This window comes from Micromonospora sp. NPDC050187, assembly GCF_044459745.1.
Classification (GTDB): Bacteria; Actinomycetota; Actinomycetes; order Mycobacteriales; family Micromonosporaceae; genus Micromonospora.
This window is the reverse complement of record NZ_JBITJH010000019.1, coordinates 22564-44691: the sequence shown is the minus strand read 5'-3', so window position 1 is coordinate 44691 and position 22128 is coordinate 22564. Positions and strand designations below refer to the sequence as shown.

15 protein-coding genes are annotated in these 22128 nt (G+C 74.8%); 10 read left to right on the top strand and 5 right to left on the bottom strand.

Translation table 11 applies throughout. From position 1 onward, the window contains the following. Window positions 1-12 precede the first annotated feature (12 nt). Genes ACIBJE_RS24770 through ACIBJE_RS24760 form a run of 3 tightly spaced genes read left to right on the top strand, consistent with a single transcriptional unit; the run spans window position 13 to window position 2278 of the window. Window positions 13-621, top strand: a complete 609-nt coding sequence (locus ACIBJE_RS24770) for an RNA polymerase sigma factor (protein WP_396752193.1) — start codon at window positions 13-15, stop codon at window positions 619-621. Then, window positions 618-1457 (top strand): hypothetical protein, encoded by an 840-nt coding sequence (locus ACIBJE_RS24765; RefSeq protein WP_396752190.1) that lies wholly within the window; start codon window positions 618-620, stop codon window positions 1455-1457. Before ACIBJE_RS24770 ends, ACIBJE_RS24765 begins: the two co-directional genes overlap by 4 nt. Window positions 1458-1501: 44 nt before the next feature. After that, complete coding sequence (locus tag ACIBJE_RS24760; RefSeq protein WP_396752188.1) at window positions 1502-2278, top strand: class I SAM-dependent methyltransferase; 777 nt, start codon at window positions 1502-1504, stop codon at window positions 2276-2278. A 179-nt stretch (window positions 2279-2457) separates the two neighbouring features. Here the strand turns inward: ACIBJE_RS24760 and ACIBJE_RS24755 are convergent, their stop codons facing one another. After that, window positions 2458-3495 carry a polysaccharide lyase family 1 protein gene (locus ACIBJE_RS24755; protein WP_396752185.1) on the bottom strand — a complete coding sequence of 346 codons (1038 nt, stop codon included), beginning with the start codon at window positions 3493-3495 and terminating at the stop codon, window positions 2458-2460. 226 nt (window positions 3496-3721) lie between these two features. Continuing rightward, a complete protein-coding gene (locus ACIBJE_RS24750) occupies window positions 3722-4954 on the bottom strand; it encodes a PucR family transcriptional regulator (RefSeq protein ID WP_396752182.1) in 1233 nt (410 codons plus the stop codon). A gap of 86 nt (window positions 4955-5040) precedes the next feature. Between ACIBJE_RS24750 and ACIBJE_RS24745 the strand changes: the two genes are divergently transcribed. Next, entirely contained in the window at window positions 5041-6129 is a 1089-nt protein-coding gene (locus ACIBJE_RS24745; RefSeq protein WP_396752179.1) for a ferredoxin reductase, read from the top strand. Between the two features lie 17 nt (window positions 6130-6146). Beyond that, a complete protein-coding gene (locus tag ACIBJE_RS24740; protein WP_396752176.1) occupies window positions 6147-7292 on the top strand; it encodes a fatty acid desaturase family protein in 1146 nt (381 codons plus the stop codon). A gap of 58 nt (window positions 7293-7350) precedes the next feature. On the opposite strand, the gene ACIBJE_RS24735 is transcribed toward ACIBJE_RS24740, so the two are convergent. Further along, window positions 7351-8106 carry a GntR family transcriptional regulator gene (locus ACIBJE_RS24735; protein ID WP_396752340.1) on the bottom strand — a complete coding sequence of 252 codons (756 nt, stop codon included), beginning with the start codon at window positions 8104-8106 and terminating at the stop codon, window positions 7351-7353. Between the two features lie 165 nt (window positions 8107-8271). Here ACIBJE_RS24735 and ACIBJE_RS24730 point away from each other — a divergent pair, with 165 nt between their 5' ends. After that, window positions 8272-9117 carry a nucleotidyltransferase domain-containing protein gene (locus ACIBJE_RS24730; RefSeq protein ID WP_396752173.1) on the top strand — a complete coding sequence of 282 codons (846 nt, stop codon included), beginning with the start codon at window positions 8272-8274 and terminating at the stop codon, window positions 9115-9117. Here the strand turns inward: ACIBJE_RS24730 and ACIBJE_RS24725 are convergent. Next, window positions 9059-9250, bottom strand: coding sequence for a hypothetical protein (locus ACIBJE_RS24725; protein ID WP_396752169.1), 192 nt, complete (start codon window positions 9248-9250; stop codon window positions 9059-9061). The genes ACIBJE_RS24730 and ACIBJE_RS24725 overlap by 59 nt on opposite strands. A gap of 247 nt (window positions 9251-9497) precedes the next feature. Here ACIBJE_RS24725 and eccB point away from each other — a divergent pair, with 247 nt between their 5' ends. Next, window positions 9498-10883 carry a type VII secretion protein EccB gene (gene eccB, locus ACIBJE_RS24720; RefSeq protein ID WP_396752166.1) on the top strand — a complete coding sequence of 462 codons (1386 nt, stop codon included), beginning with the start codon at window positions 9498-9500 and terminating at the stop codon, window positions 10881-10883. Window positions 10884-10976: 93 nt separating this feature from the next. Here the strand turns inward: eccB and ACIBJE_RS24715 are convergent, their stop codons facing one another. Next, the gene (locus tag ACIBJE_RS24715; RefSeq protein WP_396752163.1) at window positions 10977-11570 is read right to left on the bottom strand and encodes a class I SAM-dependent methyltransferase; all 594 of its coding nucleotides are present in this window, start codon (window positions 11568-11570) and stop codon (window positions 10977-10979) included. A 459-nt stretch (window positions 11571-12029) separates the two neighbouring features. Between ACIBJE_RS24715 and ACIBJE_RS24710 the strand changes: the two genes are divergently transcribed. The 3 genes from ACIBJE_RS24710 to ACIBJE_RS24700 are packed head-to-tail and all read left to right on the top strand — an operon-like array spanning window position 12030 to window position 22125. Beyond that, window positions 12030-15497 carry a beta-ketoacyl synthase N-terminal-like domain-containing protein gene (locus ACIBJE_RS24710; RefSeq protein ID WP_396752160.1) on the top strand — a complete coding sequence of 1156 codons (3468 nt, stop codon included), beginning with the start codon at window positions 12030-12032 and terminating at the stop codon, window positions 15495-15497. Then, complete coding sequence (locus ACIBJE_RS24705; protein WP_396752157.1) at window positions 15494-18613, top strand: thioesterase domain-containing protein; 3120 nt, start codon at window positions 15494-15496, stop codon at window positions 18611-18613. The genes ACIBJE_RS24710 and ACIBJE_RS24705 overlap by 4 nt, the downstream gene beginning before the upstream one ends. After that, window positions 18610-22125, top strand: a complete 3516-nt coding sequence (locus tag ACIBJE_RS24700; protein ID WP_396752154.1) for an amino acid adenylation domain-containing protein — start codon at window positions 18610-18612, stop codon at window positions 22123-22125. The genes ACIBJE_RS24705 and ACIBJE_RS24700 overlap by 4 nt, the downstream gene beginning before the upstream one ends. Window positions 22126-22128: the final 3 nt, after the last annotated feature.

The window sequence follows — 22128 nt, the reverse complement described above, 5'->3', positions numbered from 1 at the left end:
CAGGTAGGAAGTGTGAGGACACCGCAGCCGGATCGGGAGGGGCGCTTCCGGGCGCTGTACGCCGATGCCTACGCCGACGTGTTGCGCTTCGCCCAGCGTCGCGTGCACTCGAGTCACGCCGAGGACGTCGTCGCTGACGCCTTCCTGGTGGCCTGGCGCCGCGTGCAGGACGCGCCGAGCAGGTCCGACGAGGCGCGGGCCTGGCTGTTCGGCATCGTCCGCCACTGCCTGCTCAACACGCAACGCGGCCTGGGACGGCGGGATGCCCTGGCGGTGCGGATCGCCGAGACGGCACCAGCCGACTCAGCCGACGGACCCGAGGACGACGCGGCGGTCCAGCGCCTGGATCTGGCGGCCGCATGGAGACGGTTGAGCGCCGGTGAGCAGGAGGCGCTGTCACTGCGGGTCTTCGAGGACCTCACCTCTCCCCAGGCCGCCCGGGTGCTGGGGATAAGCGCCGCCTCCTACCGGCTGCGGCTGTTGCGCGCCCGCCGCGCCCTGCGCCGTCAACTCGATCTTGTGGAGCGACCGTCCTCGGCCCCGGACCCCCTGTCGGCTCTGGCGTCCCACACCCCAGCAGGGCCACCGTCGGCTCCCGCGCAGATGGAGGAGAACCCGTGAACACCCGTATGGCTGGCCTTTCCAACTCCCGGCTGGACACGGCCCTGCGCTCCCTGGACGTCGCCGGCACGCCCACCGCTGAGCAGCGGCAGCGCGCGGCTGCCACTCTGGAACGGATCGTGACGATCGTGCCTGCCGCGGGCTCCGACCAGCCCGGCGCGACAGCACCGGGGCGACGTTCCCGGCGTCGTCTGCTCCTCCTCTCCGTGGCTGCGGCCGCGCTGACGGCCGCCGTCGTCGTCCTGCCAGACGGTGTGCGCGGTGGCGGGGCGTACGCGTCCTGGACCCCCGTACCCACCGTTCTGACCGCGGCCGAGGTCGACATCGTGGCCCCGGCCTGCCGTGATCGGCTGCGTGGCGGCCACCTGGACCTGGAGCGGGCCCGGCTCGTTCTGGCCGAGCGTCGCGGTGAGTACGTCGTCCTGTTGTACCGCACCGACGACCCCGACATGTCGGGATCCTGCCTGGCCCACAACCGCCAGGGCACCGAGGACGTCGACGACGTCACCTTCGGCATCGGCGGCGGCTCGGGACCCGCACGGCCGGCGCCGGCCCGGGGCTTCACCCAGGGGACCGTCAGCGACTTCCGCGATGCTTCGATAACCGACGGCGCGGCCGGCGTGGAGGTCGCGGGCGTGACCATCCATGCTGGCGACCTAACCGTCCAGGCTTCCGTGAGCAACGGCCGCTACGTCGCCTGGTGGCCGGGGCCAGCCTTCGAACGGGAACCCGGTCGGCTCACCGGAGAAAGTGGCCCCCGCTTGATCGTCACCTACGACCTGACCCTGACCGATGGCACGGTCGTGCACGACGCCCAGCCCAGCCGTCCGTCGTGAAGAGCTGGTCGTCCGCCACAGCCGACCACGCGGATCGTGTCAGGATGCTCGGCATGTCTGGTCGCGCACTGAGCTTCGGAGTGGTGGCGGAAGCATACGAACGGTTCCGACCGGGGTATCCTCCGACGCTCTTCGACATGGTGATGGCGTACGCCCGTCAGCCGGTTCGGACTGCCCTGGAGATCGGCGCTGGGACAGGCAAAGCGACCCGGCTGTTCGCCCAAGGGGGAGTCGCGGTGACCGCGACCGAGCCTGACGCGGCGATGCTCGCCGAACTGCGTAGGCACGTGCCAGCAGAGGTCGAGATCCGGCAAGCCGCGTTCGAGGACCTGCGGCCGGGCGAGCGCTACGGGCTGGTCTACGCGGCAGCGGCGCTGCACTGGACGAACCCGGAGGGCCGGTGGCCGCGCATGGCCGGGTTGCTGGAGCCGGGTGGCGTGTTCGCCTCGTTCGGTGGACCGATCCGGTTGGCCGACCCGGCCGTGCGGAAAGCTGTTCGCGGGGCGCGGGCACCGTTCCTGGACAGCGACGAGATCCCGTCTCCCGACGGGACGCCTGCGGGACACGAGATGCAGTGGCCGGGCACCGAGCTCCGACGGTCCGGGAGGTTCGTCGATGTTCGGCAGTCCGTGATCGAACGGCGGCTGACGATGAGTGCCGGTGACTACGTCGGCCTTCTCTCGACCATCTCGGCTTATCTCGAACTGCCGATCGCCCGGCAGGAACAGGCATACCGCCGGATCATGCAGGTCCTGCCGGAGACGGTCGAGATCGCCGCCGACATCACCGTTCACCTCGCGCGCCGGCGTAGCGAGCAGTAGTGCCTCGTTGCCCGGAGCCTGTGCGGTGGGCCCGCAGTCAGGGATGGATCTGAACGACACCGTCTGACGGTGCCAGGGTCGCCAGATCAGGGAGTTGGGCGACAGAACGTGCCGCGACGGCGGCAACCGCCTCGTGAGAGCCTTCGGGGCGGAGCAGGGGTCTCAGCGGCGGGCCGGCCTCACGGGCAGACCCGGCCGACGCCGACTCCGGCGGAGACCGTGGCGGGCACACCGGCGGGGGAGTCCACCGTGTACGGGTAGTAGGTGCGCGGCTCGACCACGGTGCCGGCGGTCTCCGGGGTGCCCGAGTTGACGTACAGGTTGTTCCGCTCGACCACCCGCCCTGGTGCGCTGTCGGCGTAGCCGACGTGGATCGGGTGGGCGACGTTCTCGAAGTAGTTCCCCTCGACCATCAGCCCGGCGTCCTCGGTGGAGGCGATGCCGTAGAGGGCGTTGTTCCGGTAGTAGTTGTTGTAGATGTGCACCGGCTCGGCGAAGCGGACGCGGGGGTGCCGCTGGTCGGTGCCGTCGAAGAAGTTGTGGTGGTAGGTGACCCGCAGCTTGCCCCGGTCGGCGGGGTAGTTGTCCGAGTGGCCGACCAGTGACGCCTTGCTGTGCTGGTGGAACCGGTTCCAGGAGACGGTGACGAAGTCCGACTCCCGCTTGATGTCGAGCAGGCCGTCGTACCCGTCGGACAGGTCGTTGTGGTCGATCCAGACGTGGTGGGCCTTGTTGGTGACGCTGATCGAGTCGTCCTCGGCGTCGGTGAACCTGATGTTCCGGATGATGACGTTGTTGCCGGGCCGGGTGGTCGAGCCGAGTTGCAGGCCGCCGCCGGTGATCTCGGCGGTGGTGCCCACGCCGACGATGCTCTTGTGGGCGACCACGGTGATCATGTCACTGACCTGGATCCGGCCGGAGATGCGGATGATCAGCGGTCCGGCCTGCCCGGCGGCGGAGGCCAGCTGCGAGGCGGTGGTGACGGTGACGGTCGGGCCGCCCGCGCCGCCGGTGGTGCCGTTCTGGCCGAGGGCGTTGACCGAGGCGAACCCGTCGGGCGTGCCGGTGCAGGTCACGCCGGGGGCGTCGACCCGGGCGGCGGCCGGGGCGGCCACTCCGCCGCCGAGCGGAATCGCCAGCACGACGGCCAGCAGGAGGCCGGTGCGCCGGGACGCGCGGCGGGGCGGCGTGGAGGGGACGGTGGGAATGGTGGTCATCGGTCGCTCTGCTTTCCGGGCGCGCGGAGCCGTCGCGGCGCGCGCCGCCGGGTGGAGGGGCAGGCAGGTGTGCCGCGCCGGGGCGGCCGGTGGATCCCGGCAGGGACGGGTGCGGGACCCGGGTCGTGGCGGGACGTGCTGGAAAGCGCTTTCCTGATGCAGTCACGATACGAGCCGACGCCAGTTCCGTCAATGCTGGTCGATGTCTTGGGTGGGGGTTCCGGGATCAGTCCCCGGCCGGGGTGGGGCGGTCCGGGAAGGCCAGGGCCAGGGTCAGCTCCAGCACCGTGGTCGGGTCGGTGAGTCGGTCCCCGTACAGCTCCCGCAGCCGGCCCATCCGGTATCGCACCGTCTGCGGGTGGACGAAGAGGTCGGCCGCGACATCGTCCCGCCGGCCGTGATGCAGCAACCACGACCGCAGCGTCTCGGCGAGCCGGTGCGCGGTGGCCGGCGGCAGCGACGCCAGCGGCTCCAGTGCCCGGTCGCGCAGGTCGGCCAGCCCCTCCGGGTCCATGCCGAGCACCAGTTCGGCCAGGTGGTGCTCGGTGTCCAGCGGGGCGCCGTCCTCCGGTGCGTCGACGCCCAGGGCCAGCAGGCGGCAGGCCCGCCGGAACGACACCGCGACCCGGTGCCAGGGGCGGGCCGGCCCCAGCACCGCGCGGCGTCCGTGCAGCACCCGGGCCAGCTGCCGCCGTCGGGCGCCGTGCATGTCCGGTACGAGCAGCACGCCGGTCTCCGCTCGCGGCTCCGCCCCCGGCAGGTCCTCGCCGGCCTCCAGAGTGTGCGGGCTGAGCGTGGCCAGGGGCACGCGCAGGCTCGTCCGGGGGACCAGCACGGCGGTGAGGGTCTGCGGCGGCGGCCAGTCCGCCCGTTCGGCGCTGGACAGCAGCACCTCCTCGGGCTCGCCGGCCAGCAGGTGCTGGGCCAGTCGTTCCAGGTTGCGCCGTCGGGCGCGTCCGGCGCTGGCCAGCTCGTCGGCGTGCCCGGCCACGCTGGCGGCGGAGAGCTCGTCGATGTACGCGAAGAGCAGCTCGGCGAACTCCGCCACCGTGGCGGCGGGCAGCCCGCTCCGGACCGTCGTGGTGGACATCCCCCGCCAGGCGACCCGGGCCCCGATCCGGTACGCCGCCAGCAGGGCGTCCATGCTGCGGCCGGAGCGCGCCTCGCCGCTGCCGAGGGCGTACGCGGCGTCCAGCGCGGGGGTCAGGGGGGTGCTCGGGTCGGTGCCCTGGGCGTGCTCGAGCAGGTTGAGGAAGGTGCCCAGGGCGATCTGCACGGCGTTGGAGATTTTGTCGCGCATCTGGCCGGTGAGCGTGCCGGAGTAGCTGGGCACCTCGGCGGTGATCGCGGTCACCGTCCGCTCGGCCAGCAGCGGCAGCCGGTCCTGCAGCTCCCGGGCCACCCGCTCGTCCAGGGCCAGCCGGGCCGCCTCGCGGGTGGCGCGGGAGGTTTCCGACATTCTTTGTTCCCTCCGCACAAGAAGGTGAGGCCGTTTTACCTTACCGAGCCAAGCTTTTGTACGTTCGGTGCGCCCACCATGGTTGTATGACCACCACCGTTCCGTACCGGTCCGCCCGGATTCCTCTCCGGGACCGGCTCCTGCGGCTCGCCGGCGCGGTCACCACCCCGCTGCTGCCCGGGGACTACCTCGACCTCGTCGCGCCGCTGCGCGCCGGAGCCGACCTGCGTGGCCGGATCCTCGACGTCCGCCCGGAAACCCCGGACGCGGCGACCGTCGTGATCCGCCCCGGTCGCGGCTGGCGCGGCCACGTGCCCGGCCAGTACGTCCGACTCGGCGTGGACGTCGACGGCGTCCGCCAGTGGCGGGCGTACTCGCTCACCTCGCCGCCGGTCCGGGGCCACGCTCCGATCAGCGTCACCGTCAAGGCGATCCCCGACGGCGTGGTCAGCAACCACCTCGTCCGCCGGATCCAGCCGGGGACCATCGTCCAGCTCGACCAGGCGCAGGGCGACTTCGTGCTGCCGACGCCCGTGCCGGACCGGGTCCTCTTCGTCACCGCCGGCAGCGGCGTCACCCCGGTGATGGGCATGCTCCGCTCCGGTGCGCTGGCCGGAGCCGACGTGGTCCTGCTGCACTCCGCGCCCACCCCGGCCGACGTGATCTTCGGCCCCGAGCTGCGCGGTCTCGCCACGCGGGGTGTGCTGCGCCTGGTCGAGCGGCACACCGACACCGACGGGCTGCTCGACGTGGCCGATCTCGGCGACCTCGTGCCCGACCACCTCGACCGGCAGACCTGGGCCTGCGGACCGGTCGGTCTGCTCGACGCCCTCGAGGCGCACTGGGCCGGCGGCGGCGCCGACCGGCTGCACACCGAGCGGTTCCGCCCGACCGTGATCACCGCCGGCGACGGCGGTCCGGTGACCTTCACCCGCGCCGGGGTCACCGTCCAGGCCGACGGCGCCCGCGCGCTGCTCGACGCGGGCGAGGAGGCCGGGATGCTGATGCCCTCGGGCTGCCGGATGGGCATCTGCTTCGGCTGCGTCCTGCCACTGCGCCAGGGAGCGGTTCGGGACCTGCGAACCGGGGAACTCATCACTGCACAGCCCGGCGACGGCGTGCTCATCCAGACCTGCGTGTCGGCGGCGGCCGGCCCGTGCGACATCGACCTCTGACGACGGGAGTTGCGGACGTGACCGTGATCCAGAAGAAGCCGCACAACCCCATCGCGCATCTCACCGCGGCGGACATCGAGGCGCTCGCCGCCGACCTCGACGCGATCCGGGACCGGGTCATCGCCAGCCGGGGCGAGCGCGACGCCGCGTACATCCGTCGGCTCGTCGCCAACCAGCGCAAGCTGGAGCTGGGCAGCCGGGTCGTGCTGCTCTTCTCGCTCTTCCCACCCGCCTGGGTGGTGGGCACCGCCGGACTGGCGGTGGCGAAGATCCTGGACAACATGGAGATCGGCCACAACGTCCTGCACGGCCAGTGGGACTGGATGCGGGATCCGAAGATCCACTCGACCACCTGGGACTGGGACCACGTCTCCCCGGCCGAACAGTGGAAGCAGTCGCACAACGAGCTGCACCACAAGTACACCAACGTCGTCGGCCGGGACAACGACCTCGGCTACGGCATCATGCGGGTCGACGAGGACCAGCCCTGGCGGCCGATGCACCTCGGCCAGCCGTTGTGGAACCTGATCAACGCCTGCTTCTTCGAGTACGGCATCGCCGCGTACGACATGGAGCTGGGCCGCCACCTCCAGGAGAAGACCACCCGGGACCCGCTGTTCCGCAGGCGCGGGAAGGCGGTCCTGCGCAAGATCCGCCGTCAGGTGCTCAAGGACTACGTCCTCCATCCGCTGCTCTCCGGGCCGTCCTTCCTCAGCACCCTGGCCGCCACCTTCACCGCGAACCTGATCCGCAACGTGTGGAGCCACTCGGTCATCATGTGCGGACACTTCCCGAGCGGCGTGGAGACCTTCGAGAAGACCTCGATCGAGGGGGAGACGAAGGGGGAGTGGTACCTGCGGCAGATGCTCGGTTCGGGCAACATCAGCGGTAGCCGGCTGCTGCACCTGATGGCCGGCAACCTCTCCCACCAGATCGAGCACCACCTCTTCCCCGACCTGCCCAGCAACCGCTACCAGGAGATCGCCCCGGAGGTACGGGAGGTCTTCCGGCGCTACGGGTTGTCGTACACCACCGGGTCGCTGCCCCGGCAGGTGGCCTCGGCGTGGTGGAAGGTGATCCGGCTCTCCCTGCCGAACCGCTCCGCCGCCGGCCCGGTGGACGACCGGCCGACGCTGACCCGCGAGCCCTCGCTGGTGGGCTGACCGGTGACGTCCGGGCCCCGCTGCTCGTGGGGCCCACCGTCCCGACGGCGGCCGGCGGTCAGCCCCGACGGACGAGTTGGAGGTCGATCCGGCCGGTGTCGTACCAGTGCCGGCTGAACAGCGCCACCCGGTCGCCCGGGGCCGCCGGATAGTGCCGTTGCTCGAGCAGGAGCAGCGGAGTGTCCGAGGTGAGGGCGAGCCGGTCGCGCAGGTCGGCGTCCGGGACCACCGGCACCAGCCGCGTCACCGCCTGCCGCAGCGGCAACCCCAGCGCGGCGAGCCGGTCGTGCAGCGAGTCCTCCGCGCCGAACGCGTCGAGCGCGGTGGGCTCCGGCAGCAGGCCCGCCGGAACCCACTCGGCGCAGTGCGCCACCGGGACGCCGTCGGCGGTGCGGGTGCGGGTCAGGTGCACGACCGGGGCACCCGGATCGACGCGCAGCTCGGCGGCCAGCGACGGGTCCGCGACGACGTGCCGGACGCGTAGCCCGGTCGTGCCGGGCCGGTGCCCGAGCAGCGCGATGCCCCGTCCGACGCCGGTGAGCCGCTCCAGGCCGTGCGCGGGCCGGGGCGCCGCCGAGACGAACGTGCCGACGCCCCGGCGGCGAACGAGGAGCAGGTCCCCGATCAGCTCGGTGACGGCCGCGCGCAGGGTCGGCCGGCTCACCCCGAGCCGGCGGGCCAGCTCCGGCTCGGCCGGCAGCCGCGAGCCGGGGGCGAGGACCCCGTCCCGGATCAGCTCCCGCAGGCGGGTCGCCGTCCGGGCGCCGAGCGTGCGGGTCTCGGGGTCGAGCCGTACCGACCAGTTCGTGTCCATCACGCCTCTCGGCTCTCCTGTCCGAATGCGAACGGTGCTGCCCTCGCCCGTGGACGCCAACGACCAGAGTCATCCGTGTCGATCCGTATTGTCACCCCTACGCTGGGTACGCGCAGCCCCGGGGGTGGGTACGGCCCGAGCGCGGTGGCGGACCAGAATGCGGTCATGGACCCCGACGTGCGGACGTATCTCGGTGACCTGGTCGACGCCGCCCGGGACGTGCTGGGCGACAACCTGGTGGGCGCGTACGCCGCCGGGTCGGTGGCGCTCGACGCGTACCAACCGGGTCGCAGCGACGTGGACGTGGCCCTGCTCTGCGCGCACGCGCCCGGCCCGGAACGCGGTCGCGCGCTGGTGGCACGGCTGCGGCACGAGGCACTGCCCTGCCCGGCCCGCGGCCTGGAACTCGTCCTCTACCGGGAGGCGGTCGCCCGGTCCGGCACCCCGGAGCCCGGCTACGAGGTCGAGCTGAACACCGGCCGGGGGATGCCGTTCCGGGCCGGTGTGAACGGTCCGGACCGGCCCGCCGCCGACGGCCTGTTCTGGTACGGACTCGACCGCAGCATCCTGCACCAGCACGGACTGACGCTGTTCGGTCCGCCGGCCGCCGAGGTGTTCGTCGATCCGGCCCCGGCCGACCTGCGCCGGCTCCTGGTCGACGCGCTGCGCTGGTGGCTGGCGCTGCCCACACCCGAGGGGGACCGGCCGGCTCCCGGTGCGGAGGACGCGGTACTGGGCGCGTGCCGTTCCCTGGTGCGCTTCCGCGACGGGGTGTGGTTGTCGAAGGTGGCCGCCGGACGCCGGCTCGCGGACACGGGCTGGTGCGCCGACGTGGTCGAACGGTCGATCGCGGCCCGGGCCGGTGGCGTGCCGCCGAGCGGGCCGCAGGCGCGGGCCGTGCAGGAGCGGGTGCTGACCGAGATCAGCGGGGGCGATCCTGCCGACCGTGGCGCTACCGGCGCCGCTCCGGGGGCGTGGCACGGTGCCGGGCCACCACCCGGCGGCTCTTGACCAGGGCGAGGACGACCACCGCGAGCAGCGCCACCGCACCCACCACGACGAGCCAGCGGACCGCCTCCAGGAGCAGGCCGAGCAGGACGAGGGCGGCGGCGACCACCCCCACCACGGCGAGCAGGGTCCGCACGGCGGGGCCTCCTTCGGGTAATGGACAGGACGTCGGGCCCGACTTCCCGTTCGGCGCGGCACTATTCGCGACCCGGCGTACCGTCCCGGCCGTGCGCCGCAGGGGCCGGTCCCGGGGATGCCCGCCCGGCCGTCGTCGGCCCACGCCACGGCGTGGCCGGTCGGTCACCGCAGCGGCTCGGCCCGGCACGCGCGGTGATGGCGCCCCGCTTATCCTGTGACCCGGCCGAGCACCGGGAAGGGACCGCATGCCGTCGCGGCAGGACCAGCTCCACTCGTACCAGTTCACCGTCCAACGCGCGGTCGTCGCCCTGGTCATGCGGGAGACGGACCCGGTGGTCTCCCCGTTCCGCCGGTTGGCCGGCGCGGCCCTGGCCAGCGTGCTGGTGGCGGTGATCGTGCTCGGTGGGTCCGCGCTCTACGGCCTCTTCGCCGGCGGGGGCTCCGGCTGGCGCGACGAGCGGGCCGTGGTCGTCGAGAAGGAGTCCGGCGCACGCTTCGTCTACCGGGACGGCAAGCTCCACCCGGTGTCGAACTACGCCTCGGCGTTGCTGATCATCGGTGCCGAGCGGGCGAAGACCGTGCTGGTCGCCCGCCGCTCGATCGAGGGGGTGCCGCGTGGGCTTCCGCTGGGCATTCCCGACGCGCCGGATTCGCTGCCGGCCGCCGGCCGGCTGACCACCGCGCCCTGGACGGTCTGCTCGGTGACCGGCGCGGACGCGACGGTGCCCCGCTCGGTACTTCTGGTCGGCACCACCGCCCGGGACGGCCGACCGCTCGGCGACGACGCGGTGCTGCTCCGGCCACCGGACGGCAGTCTGCACCTGGTCTGGCACCGGCACCGGCACCGGTTGCGCGACGTGAACCGGGTGCTGGCCGCGCTGGCCGCGACCCGGCAGCGGGCGGTGCCGGTGGCACCGGCGCTGCTCGACAGCCTGCCGGCCGGCCCGGACCTGGCGCCGTTGGACCTGCCCGACCTGGGCGAGCCGTCCGACGCGGTCTCCGGTGCCGACATCGGCGACGTCCACCTGGTCGCGAACTCCGGGGGTGGCCGTCAGTACGTGGTCGTCGACCGGGACGGGATCGCCGGCATCACCGAGTTGCAGGCGAGTCTCCTGCTGGCCCGGACCGGGCAGGGCGACCCGCGGCCGTTGACCCTCGGCCGCTTCGCCCGCCTGCCGAAACTGCCCGACCTCGTGCCGGGCGGCCCCACCGCCCCGCCGACGAGTCCACCCCGACTGGCCCATCCCGACGCGGGCGCGATCTGCGGGCAGGTCGGTGACGACGGCGGCGTCCGGGAGGTACGCGTCGGCGCGACCGTGCCGGAGCGGGGGGCGGTGCCCGGTGGCGGTGGAGCCGACGGGGCGGCGGGTGTGGTCGCCGACCAGGTGGTGGTCGAGCCGGGCCGGGGAGTGGTCGTCGAGTCGGTCGCCGCACCCGGGGCGACCGGCGGTGCCGTCTCCGTCGTCACCGACCTCGGCCGGCGGCACGTGGTGGCCTCGACGGAGGTGCTGGGCGTGCTCGGTTACCCCGGCGTACGGCCGGTGCGCCTACCCGCGGGCCTGGTCAGCCTGGTGCCCGCCGGCAGCCCGCTGGACCCGGAGGCGGCCCGGAAGGTCGCTGCGCCCGCCTGACGGGCGTCGGTGCGGGTCCGCACGTGCCGACGGAGTCGGCGTCGCCCACGGGGACGTCGACGGCGGCGTCGACGTATGCGCCGGCGTGGCGCGTCAGGTGGCGGGGCGGCGCAGCACGGTGACCGCGAAGTCGGCGTCGGCCCGCCAGGGCCGCAGGTCCCAGGTGGCGAAACGGTGCTCCCGGTGCAACCCGGCGGCGGACGCGTCGGCGTCGAAGTCGGCGAGCGGGTAACCCCGGCCGGTGCCGAACCCGACCACCAGCACCCCGTCCGGGCGCAGGTGGGCGGCGATCCGGCGGAGCACGTCCCGCTCCGTGCCGGGGGCCACGAAGGCCATCACGTTGCCGGCGACCACCGCCGCGTCGAACGGCTCGCCGGGCAGATCCAGCTCGGCGAGGTCGGCGACCAGCCAGGTCGGCCCCGGGTGGTCCGCGCGGGCCGCCTCGACGAGCACCGGGTCGGCGTCCACCCCGACCACCGTGTGCCCCCGGTCGGCCAGCGCGGCACCGACCCGGCCGGTGCCGCAGCCGGCGTCGAGGATCCGCGCGCCGGGCGGGACCATGGCGTCCAACAGCCGTGCCTCGCCGGTCAGGTCCGCCCCCTCGGCGGCCAGCTGGCGGAACCGGTCGACGTACCAGCGGGAATGGTCGGGCCCGGTCTCGGTCACCCAGCGGGTCGGCTTGCCCATGGCGCCCACCGTAGCGGTCCACGGCGGCCCGTGCGTCGGCGACCGCCGGGACACCCGCTCGACATCGACGGGGCGGCGTCATTCCACAACAGACCGTATGATGGGCCCGGCACCTGTCGCGACGCATCCCCTCGTGGCGTCGGGTGGGCCACGGCACCGGAAGGCTGTCGGTCCATCAGGTGGAAGTTCTCCCGGACCGGCCTCGGTTCCGCGTAGGATGACCGTCCGGTGGTCCCCCGGGCCATACAGGTTCCTGCGGTGGAGGGCTGATCGGACGGCTCGTCATGTCCGACGTCCGACCTGGGGTCGGACCTTCGGTCCAACTCCCGATCGATGATCTTCCCAGTCGGCCGACCCGGCCTATGCTGCTCTCTACTGTGGAAATCCTGGGGGGATCAATGAGTGCAGGCGTCGGACGCTGTGTGCGGGTGGGCCTGCGGACGGTCATCGCGCACTGACATGCCGCAGTCCACGATCGTCCACCGTTTCGTCGACGTCGCGGCGCGGCACCCCGACCGACCGGCCGTGCTCGGCGAACGGCCGGTGCGCTACGCCGCGCTCCGGGGACTGGCCGGCGGGTACGCTGCCGCGCTGACCGCCGCCACGGTTCCCACCGGTGCGCGGGTCGCCCTGCTCACCGCGCACGGCGTGCCCACCATCGCCGCCATGCTCGGCACGCTCGCCGCCGGCTGCGCGTACGTGCCGTTGGACCCGGGTTTCCCCGAGGACCGGCTGCGGCACATGCTCGCCGCCGCCGACGTCGGGACCATCCTCACCGGTGCCGCTGGGGAGACACTCGCGCGCCGGTTGAGCCAGGCCCGCCCCGGGACGCGGGTGCTGGTCGCCGACGCTCCCGCCGCCGCGCCGTTGGCGCCGGTGCCGGTCGACCCGGACGCGGTGGCGTACGTGCTGTTCACCTCGGGCTCGACCGGGGTGCCCAAGGCCGTCGGGCAGACCCACCGCAACCTGCGGCACGTGGTGGACAACCAGATCGCCACCCTGGCCCTCGGTCCCGACGACCGGCTCAGCCTGCTCGCCTCGTTCAGCTTCGACGCCGCCATCCCGGACCTCTGGCCGGCGTTGCTCACCGGCGCGGCGGTCGTCCCGGTGGAGTTGCGCCGGCACGGGCTCGCCCACGCTGTCGACGAGCTGGTCCGGCACCGGGTGACCGTCTACCACTCCACCCCTACCGTCTACCGCTTCCTCCTGGACACCCTCGGCGACCGCCGGCTCGACCACGTCCGCGTGGTGCTGCTCGGCGGAGAGCAGGCCACCTGGACCGACGCGGCCCGTGGCCGGGACCGGTTCGCCGCCGACTGCCTGCTGGTCAACGGCTACGGCGCCACCGAGATGACCTTCGCCGCCCGGTACGCGGTGCCGCTGGCCGGGGCCGACGCCACCCGCACCGGTCCACTGCCGATCGGCCACGCCCTGCCCGGGTACGCCGTCGACCTCACCGCCGACGGCGAGATCGAGGTCCGCAGCGTGCACCTGGCCCCCGGCTACCTCAACCTCGACAGCGACCGGTTCGGTGTCGACCCGGACGGGGTGCCCACGTACCGCACCGGTGACCTGGGCGAGCGGCTGCCCGGCGGGGAGCTGGTCTGCCTCGGCCGGCTGGACCGGCAGGTCAAGGTGCGCGGGCACCGGATCGAGCTGACCGAGGTCGAGACGCACCTCGCCGACTTACCGGGCGTCGCCGCCGTCCGCGCCATCGCCCGGGACGGCGAGTTGCTCGCGTACGCCACCCCGGCCGGCGGGCCGCTCGACCCGGCGGCCCTGCGCGCGGCGCTGGCCCGCCGACTGCCGGAGTACGCGCTGCCCCGGGCGGTCGTCGTGGTCGACGTGTTCCCGCTCACCGTGACCGGCAAGGTCGACGAACGCGCGCTGCCCGACCCGCCGGCCGCCCTGCCGGCCGGTCAGGAGCCGACCACCCCGACCGAGCGGGCGGTGCACGACATCTGGTGCGCGGTGCTCGGCCGGACGGCGGTCGGCCGCACCGACAGCTTCTTCGACCTCGGTGGGCAGTCCCTCCTGCTCGGACTGGTGCAGGAGCGGCTGGCCGAACGCTTCGGCGTGCGGCTGCCCATGCCCCGGCTGTTCGCGCACCCCACGGTGGCCGCGCAGGCCCGGCTGCTGGACGCCCCGGCCGCCGGAGTCCCGGCTCCCGCCCTGCCCACCCCGTCCGCGCCGCCGGTCGGCGTCCGGGAGCACACCGGCGACGAGATCGCCGTGGTCGGCCTGGCCGGCCGGTTCCCCGGCGCGCCCGACGTCGCCACCTTCTGGTGGAACATCTGCGCCGGGGTGGACGCCGTCCACGACCACACCGACGACGAACTGGCCGCCCTCGGCATCGGCCCCCGACTGCGTGCCGACCCCCGGCACGTGCGGGCCACCGGGCGGCTGGCCGGGGTGGACGAGTTCGACGCCGACTTCTTCTCCTTCGGCCCCGACGAGGCGGCCCGCACCGACCCGCAGCACCGGATCTTCCTGGAGACCGCCTGGGAGGCGCTCGAGGACGCCGGGTGCGACCCGGACCGGTTCCCCGGCCTGGTCGGTGTGTACGCGGCCACCTCCGCGAACCGCTACTTCCTCTTCCACCTGATGGACAACCCGGCCGTGGTCGGCGACGTCGACCCGGACGACTGGGAGGCCCGGCTGATCGGCCGGCAGTTCACCGACCACCTCCCCGGACAGGTCGCGTACCGGCTGGGGCTGACCGGGCCGGCCGTCGCCACCCAGAGCGCCTGCTCCAGCTCGCTGGTGGCGGTCTGTCTCGCCGCGCAGAGCCTCGCCGACTACCAGTGCGACGTCGCCCTGGCCGGCGGGGTCAACGTCACCTGGCCGCGACACCGGGTCACCCCGGGCGGGATGGCCTCCCCGGACGGCCGGTGCCGGGCGTTCGACGAGGCCGCCGCCGGCTCCGGTTTCGGTTCCGGTGCCGGGGTGGTCGTGCTCCGCCGGCTCGCCGACGCGCAGGCCGACGGGGACCGGATCTACGCGATCCTGCCCGGCTGGGCGGTCACCAACGACGGGGCGGAACGGGCCGGGTTCGCCGTGCCCGGACCGGCCGGGCAGGCCGCCGCAGTGGCCAACGCGCTCGCCGCCGCCGAGGTCGACCCCGGCGAGGTCCGCCTCGTCGAGGCGCACGGCAGTGGCACCCCGCTGGGCGACGCCATCGAGGTGGCCGCGCTGCACGAGGTCTACTCCGGCGCGGCCCCCGCCGAGACCTGTGCACTCGGCTCGGTCAAGACCAACATCGGCCACCTGGACGCCGGGGCCGGCATCGCCTCGCTGATCAAGGCGGTGCTCGCCGTGCAGCACGGGGTCATCCCGCCGAACCTGCACTTCACCCGCCCGCACCCGGAGATCGACCTGGCCGACGGCCCGTTCTACGTGCCGACCAAGGCCCGCGACTGGCCGCAGGCCCCGCGCCGGGTGGCCGGGGTCAGCTCGTTCGGCCTCGGCGGCACCAACGCGCACGTCGTGGTGGAACAGCCACCTTCGGACGAGCCGGCCGAACCGTCGGACGGCACGTACCTGCTGCCGCTGTCGGCGCGTACCCCCGAGGCGCTGCGCGCGGCGGTCACCCGGCTGCGGACCCACCTGGCCGGCACCGCCGCGTCGCTGGCGGACGTGGCCTGGACCCTGGCCACCGGCCGGCGGGCCTTCGGCTGCCGGGCGCTGGTCGCGGCGACCGACCCGGCCGGCGCGGTGACCGCGCTGGACGACCTGCTCGCCACCGGGGACCGGGTGGCCGGCGTCCCGGCGGACCTGCTGGAGCGGACCGCCGGATGGCTGGCCGGCGGGGACGTCGACTGGGCGGCGCTGCACCCCGACGGCGGCGGCCGGCGCACCGGCCTGCCCACCTACCCGTTCCAGCGGCACCGGTACTGGATCGACCCTCCTCAGAAAGGCCAGCGGTGACCTGGTTCGCCTCCACCGGACGTCGTCCCCACGCGTCGGTGCAACTGTTCTGCCTGCCCTACGCCGGGGCCGGGGCCAGCGCGTTCCGCCGTTGGCGGGACGCCATCGGCGAGGACGTCGAGGTCCAACCGGTGCAGCTGCCCGGCCGGGAGGCGCGGATCGCCGAGGATCCGGACTTCGACGTGACGGAGGTCGCCGAGGCCATCGCCGCGCGGGCCGACCGGCCGTACGCCATCTACGGCCATTCGATGGGCGGACGGCTCGGCTTCGACGTGGTGCGGGAGCTGCGCCGTACCGGCCGGCCGCTGCCGGTACGGCTCTACGTCGGGGGTGCCCGTGCCCCGCACGTCACCGACACCAGCCACTTCGACGGGCTCTCCCGGGTCGACGACGAGGAACTGCTGGCCCGGCTCCGCGCCGGCGGCGGTCTGCCCGAGGAGATCCTCGAACATCCCGAGCTGGTCGAGCTGCTGCTGCCCCTGCTGCGGGCCGACTTCAGCCGGGTGGACACCTACCGGTACACCCCCGAGGAGCCGCTGCCGGTGCCGATCGTGGCGTTCAGCGGCCGTACCGACCTGGCGGTGACCCGGGAGCAGAGCGCGGCGTGGGACCGGCACACCACCGCCGGCTTCGTCCTGCACGACATCGACGGTGGGCACTTCTTCCTGCACGACCGGCTCGCCGACGTGCTGGCCGTGATCCGGACCGACCTGCTGGCCGCGGCGGCCACCCCGCCGCCCGCGCCCGCCGCCCCGACGGCGCGGGCGGAGGCCGTCGCCCCGTCCGGGCCGGGTGGGCACCGGGTGCCGCTGGGCGACACGCACTGGTCGGTCTGGCGGGACGCGCTGCTGCGGACCACCGGGTTCCCGGCCGACGGGCTGACCGCGCTCGCCGCCCCGAAGGCCGCCGCCGCGGCCGACGAGCTGCTCGACGGCGCTCCCGCCGACCCGTTCGACGCCACGTTCGCCGAGGCGCTGCGCGACGGTGGCGAGACGCTGCGGCGGATCGCCGCCGACCCGCTGCTGCGCGAGGCGGTCACCTGGCAGAACCCGAACGTGCTCACCGCCCTCGACGGGCTGGTCGCCGCCGGGCCGGACGCCCCGCGCAACGTCCGCCGCCGGGACCGGGAGAAGGCCCTGCTGCGCTACTGGCAGCGCTACTGCGGCAAGAACGAGACGGTCGGTTTCTTCGGGCCGAGCTGCTGGGTGACCGTCGACCCGGACGCCGCGACGCCGCTGACCGCACGGCCCGGTGAGCAGCTGACCCGCCGCCGGTGGGTGGCCTTCGAGTCCTGGGCGGTGGCCGCGTACGCCGACGCGCTCGGCCGGGACCCGGCCGTGCGGCGCTGGTGGCCGCCGATGCTCGCCCCTCACCTGGGCCTGGACGGCCGGACGGTGCGCCGTCCGGGCCGCCCGCCGCTGGAACTCTCCACCGTGGAGGCGGCGCTGCTGGCCGCCTGCGACGGCCGCCGTCCCGCCGTGCACGTGGTCGCCGACCCCGACCTCGGGCTGCGGCGCCCCGACGACGGCTACGCCCTGCTGGAGCGCTTCGTCGAACGGGAGCTGATCACCTGGAACGCGTTGTTGCCGGTCAGCCCGGACGCCGAACGGGTGCTCGGTGCGCGGATCGACGCCATCGGCGACGAGCCGGTGCGCACCCGGGCACGCGCCGGCCTGGACCGGCTGCGCGCCGGTCGGGAGGCGGTGGCCGGCGCGGCCGGTGACCCGGACCGGCTCCGGGAGGCCCTGGCCGGGTTGGACTCCCTCTTCACCGAGTTGACCGGACAGTCGCCCCGCCGCCGGGACGGGCAGATGTACGCCGGCCGCACCCTCTGCTACGAGGACACCAGCCGGGACCTCGACGTCGTGGTCGGCGGTCCGCTGCTGCGGGAGATCGCCGCGCCGATGGCCGTGCTGCTCCAGGCGGCCCGGTGGCTGGTCGAGGCGCTGCGGCGCGCGTACGCCGACGCGTTCCGTCAGCTGTACGACGAGCTGCGCGCCGACGCGCGCGGCGGCGAGGTGTCCCTGGCCGACCTGTGGTTCCTCGCCCAGGGCCTGTTCTGGGGCACCGGGGACCGCCCGGTCGACGCGGTGGCCGCCGAGTTCGCCCGCCGCTGGGCCGGGTTGTTCGGGCTGGACGCGCTGCCGGCCGGCACCCGCCGGCTCGACGTCGGGGTGGCCGGGCTCGCCGACCGGGCCGCCGAGGTCTTCCCGGCCGCGCCACCGACCTGGGCGAACGCCCGGCTGCACAGCCCCGACCTGCAGATCTGCGCCCGGGACGCCGAGGCGCTGGCCCGGGGCGAGTACACCGTGGTCCTCGGCGAGCTGCACGCCGCCTGGGCGTCGTTCGACTGCGAGGTGTTCACCCCGTCCCACCCGGACGTGGAGCGGTTGCGCGCCGCCCTCGACGAGGACCTGGGTGGCCGCCGGGTCCGGCTGCTGGTGCCGGACGAGTGGCCGCGCCGGACCAGCCGGGTCGCGGAGAGCCTGGTCGGCCCCGCCGACCGGCAGCTGGCCTTCGCCCCCGCCGCCGGGGCCGACCCGGACCGGGTGCTGCCCACCGTGGACCTGACCGTCGTCGACCGGGACGGGGAGCTCGTCGCCGTCGCCCCCGACGGGCGGACGTGGACCCTCGACGAGGTCTTCGCCGGCCCGCTCACCATGCACGCCGTCGACGGCTTCAAGCTGGTCGCCGCCGCCCCGCACACGCCCCGGATCACCCTGGACCGGCTGGTGGTGGCCCGGGAGACCTGGCGGACCACGCTGGGCGGGACCGGCCTGGCCGACGTCACCGGTGAACGCGAGCGGTTCCTCGCCGTCCGGCGGTGGCGGCGCGAACTGGGCCTGCCCGAGCAGGTGTACGTCAAGCTCGCCACCGAGACCAAGCCCTGTTTCCTCGACCTGAGCAGCCCGTTCTACGCCTCGGCGTTCTGCTCGATGCTGCGTACCGCCCGGAGCCAGGACGGGGACGACGTGTCGGTGACCCTCACCGAGATGCTGCCCACCCCCGAGCAGGCCTGGGTGCCCGACCAGGCCGGCCGGCGCTACTTCAGCGAGTTGCGGCTGCACGTCGTCGACGGAGAAGCCCTCCCCACCGGATCCGGAGCCCACCGATGACCCCCACCCCGCACCCGGCCGCCGCCCACGGGCCCGAGCTGCCCTGGCCGGACGCGACCCTCGCCGACCTGGTCCGGGAGCAGGCCGCCCGGACCCCCGACGCCACCGCGGTCCGCCAGTGGGACGACCGGCTCAGCTACCGCGACCTGGTGGAACGGGCCGCCGGGGTGGCCGCCGCGCTGCGTGCGCGGGGGGTCGGTCCCGGCAGCCGGGTCGGCGTGTGCGCCACCCGCCGCCCCGACTTGGTGGTCACCGTGCTCGGCGTGCTGCTGGCCGGTGGGGCGTACGTGCCGCTCGACCCGGGCGGCCCCCGTGCGCGGCTGCGGGAAATTGCCCGGGACGCGGGTGTGCGGATCGTGGTCGGCGACGCCGCCGGGGCGGAGTTCGGCGACGTCGCCGGGGTGCAGACCGTCGGGCTGCCCGGCCCGGCCCCGCTCACGCCCTGCCCGGCGCGCCCCGGCGACACCGCGTACGTGCTCTTCACCTCCGGGTCCACCGGTCGCCCCAAGGGCGTCCGCGTCACCCACCGGGGCCTCGCCGAGTTCGTGACCGGCTGGGCGGCCCGCACCGGCGTCGACGCCGGCACCCGGAGCCTGGCCAGCGCCTCGCTCAGCTTCGACGCGGCCGTCATCGACCTGTTCGTGCCGCTGGCGCACGGCGGCGCGGTGCAGCTGGTCGGCGCCGACGACCGGGCCGACCCGCTCCGGTTGCAGCGCTTCGCCGCCGCGCACGACGTCAACTGGGGGCTGCTCACCCCGACCGTGCTCGCCCTGCTCGACCCGGCCGCCCTGCCCGGCTGGCGGACCGTGCTCTGCGGCGCCGAGGCGGTCCCGGCCGAGCTGGCCGCCCGCTGGTCGCCGGGCCGGCGGTTCGTCAACGCCTACGGCCCGACCGAGGCGACCGTCGCGGTGGTGGCCGGCGACCTGACCGGCGACGAGACCGACCCGGTGCCGATCGGCCTGCCGTTGCCCAACCACCGGGTGTACGTGGTCAACGCCGACCTGCGTCCGGTCGCGCCGGGCGAGAGCGGGGAACTGCTCGTCGGCGGTCCCGGCCTGGCCGACGGCTACCTCGACCGGCCGGCGCTGACCGCGGCGGCCTTCGTCCCCGACCCCTTCTCCGGTGTGCCCGGCGAGCGGCTCTACCGCACCGGCGACCTGGTCCGGCAGGGCCCGGACGGCCGGCTGGCCTACCTGGGGCGGATCGACCGCCAGGTGAAGGTCCGGGGCCAGCGCATCGAGCTGGGCGAGGTCGAGGCGGTGCTCGTCGGCCACCCGGCGGTCGACCGGGTGGCGGTGGAGGCCGTCGACGGCCCGTCCGGCACCGAGCTGGTCGCCTTCCTCACCCCCGCCGATGCCCCCGGCGACGAGGAGATCCGGGACTGGGCCGCCGACCGGCTCACCCCGGCCATGCAGCCGGCCCGCCTGCTGCGGCTGCCCGCGCTGCCGGTCAGCCCGACCACCGGCAAGCTCGACCGGGCCGCCCTGCGCGAGCGGGCCGCCGCCGACCGCCCCGACCCGACCGCCGACGTGGTGGACTCCGCCGACCCGGTCGAGGCGGCGGTGGCCCGGCTCTGGGCCCGACTGCTCGGCACGACCCCCGGCCCGGACACCGACTTCCTCGCCGCCGGTGGCAACTCGGTCGCCGCGATGCGTCTGGTCGCCGCGCTCCGCGCCGAGCTGGACCGGCAGGTCGACGCGCGGGACGTGGTCGCCGCCCGCACCTTCGCCGGGCTGGTCGACGCGGTCCGCGCCGCCGCCCCGGCCGAGGAGGACGGGCTGACCACCGGCAACCCGCCGACCCTGTCCGCGCCACAGCGCCGGCTCTGGTTCGTCGACCAGATCGCCTCGTCCAGCGCCCCGTACAACATCGCGCTGGCGCAGCGGCTGCACGGTCCGCTGGACACCGCCGCGCTGGGGGCGGCGCTGCGGGCGGTCGCCGAGCGGCACGACGTGCTGCGCTGGCGGATCCTCCAGACCGCCGGGGTGCCGTACGCGGTGTGCGCCGAACCGACCGACGTGCCGGTGCCGGTGGTCGACCTGACCGGCGCCGCCGACGCCGAGGCGGAGCTGCGCACCATGCTCGCCGCCGGGGCCGCGCACTCCTTCGACCTGGCCACCGGCCCGTCCTGGCAGGTCACCGTGTACCGCCTCGGCGAGCGGGAGCACGTGGTGGCGATCACCCTGCACCACTCGGTCTTCGACGGCTGGTCCGAGGCGGTGCTCTACGACGACCTCGCCACCGCGTACGCCCAGGCGGTCGCCGGGACGGTGCCCGCCCTGCCGCCGCTGGCCGTCTCGTACGCCGACTACGCGGTCTGGCGGGTCGAGCGGGACCGGCGGCGCGGCGCGGCCGACGTGGCCTGGTGGAGCGCGCACCTGGACGGCGCGCCGACCCTGCTGGAGCTGCCCCGCGACCGGCCCCGCCCGGCGGTGCAGACCTACCTGGGCGCGGAGGCCGGGGTGACCCTCTCGGTCGAGGCGGACCGGGCGGTCCGGGCGCTCGCCGCGGTCCGGGGCACCACCAGCGCGGCGGTGCTGCTGGCCGGCTTCGGCGTCCTGCTCGGCCGGCTCACCGGCGGCGACGACCACGTCCTCGGCGCGGTGGTCGCCGACCGGCGGCTGGCCGCCTTCGACGACGTGATCGGCTTCCTGATCGACACCGTGCCGGTCCGGGTCCGCACCGGCGGCGGGGCTGACTTCGCCGAGCTGGTCGACCGCTGCGCGACCGAGCTGCACGAGGCCACCGCCCACTCCGGCGCGCCGCTGGACCGGATCGTCGAGGCGCTCGGCATCACCCGGGACACCTCGCACGCCCCGCTGGTGCAGGTGCTGTTCAACGTGCTCAACTTCGCCGAGCCCCGGCTGACGCTGGCCGGGCTGACCGGCGAACCGGTGCGGGTGGACAAGCCCGGCTCCCCGTTTGACGTCACCGTCTACGTGGTGGAGCGGGACGGGCGGTTCGGCGTCGAGGTGGTGTACAACCCGGACCTGTTCGACGCCGGGCGGATCGACGCGCTCCTGGCCGACCTGGCCGCCCTGGTCGGCGCGCTGGCCGCCGCCGGGCACGAACCGGTCGACACGGTCGCCGTCGACCTGCCCCGGCCGACCGTCCGGGTGGCCCGGCTCGGCGCGATGACCGTCGCCGCCGGCGACCCGCCGCGCGGGCTGCTGCCCGCCGGTCCGGACGCGCTGACCGACACCGAGGAACTGATCGCCGGGGTCTGGCGGGAGGTGCTGGAACGCGACCGGGTCGGGGTGACCGACAACTTCTTCGACATCGGCGGGCACTCGCTGGCCCTGGCCGCCGTGCACGCCCGGCTGACCGCCGCGACCGGGCGCTCCCTGGCGCTGCTCGACCTCTTCCGTCACCCGACCATCCGGGCGCTCGCCGCCCACCTCGACGGTGCCGTGGACCGGCCGGAGCTGGCCCGGGCCGCGCTCCGCGCGGCCGCCCGTCGCAGTCGTACCCGCCGAATCCCACCCCGCCGCCCCGGCGGCGCCGCGGAATGAAGG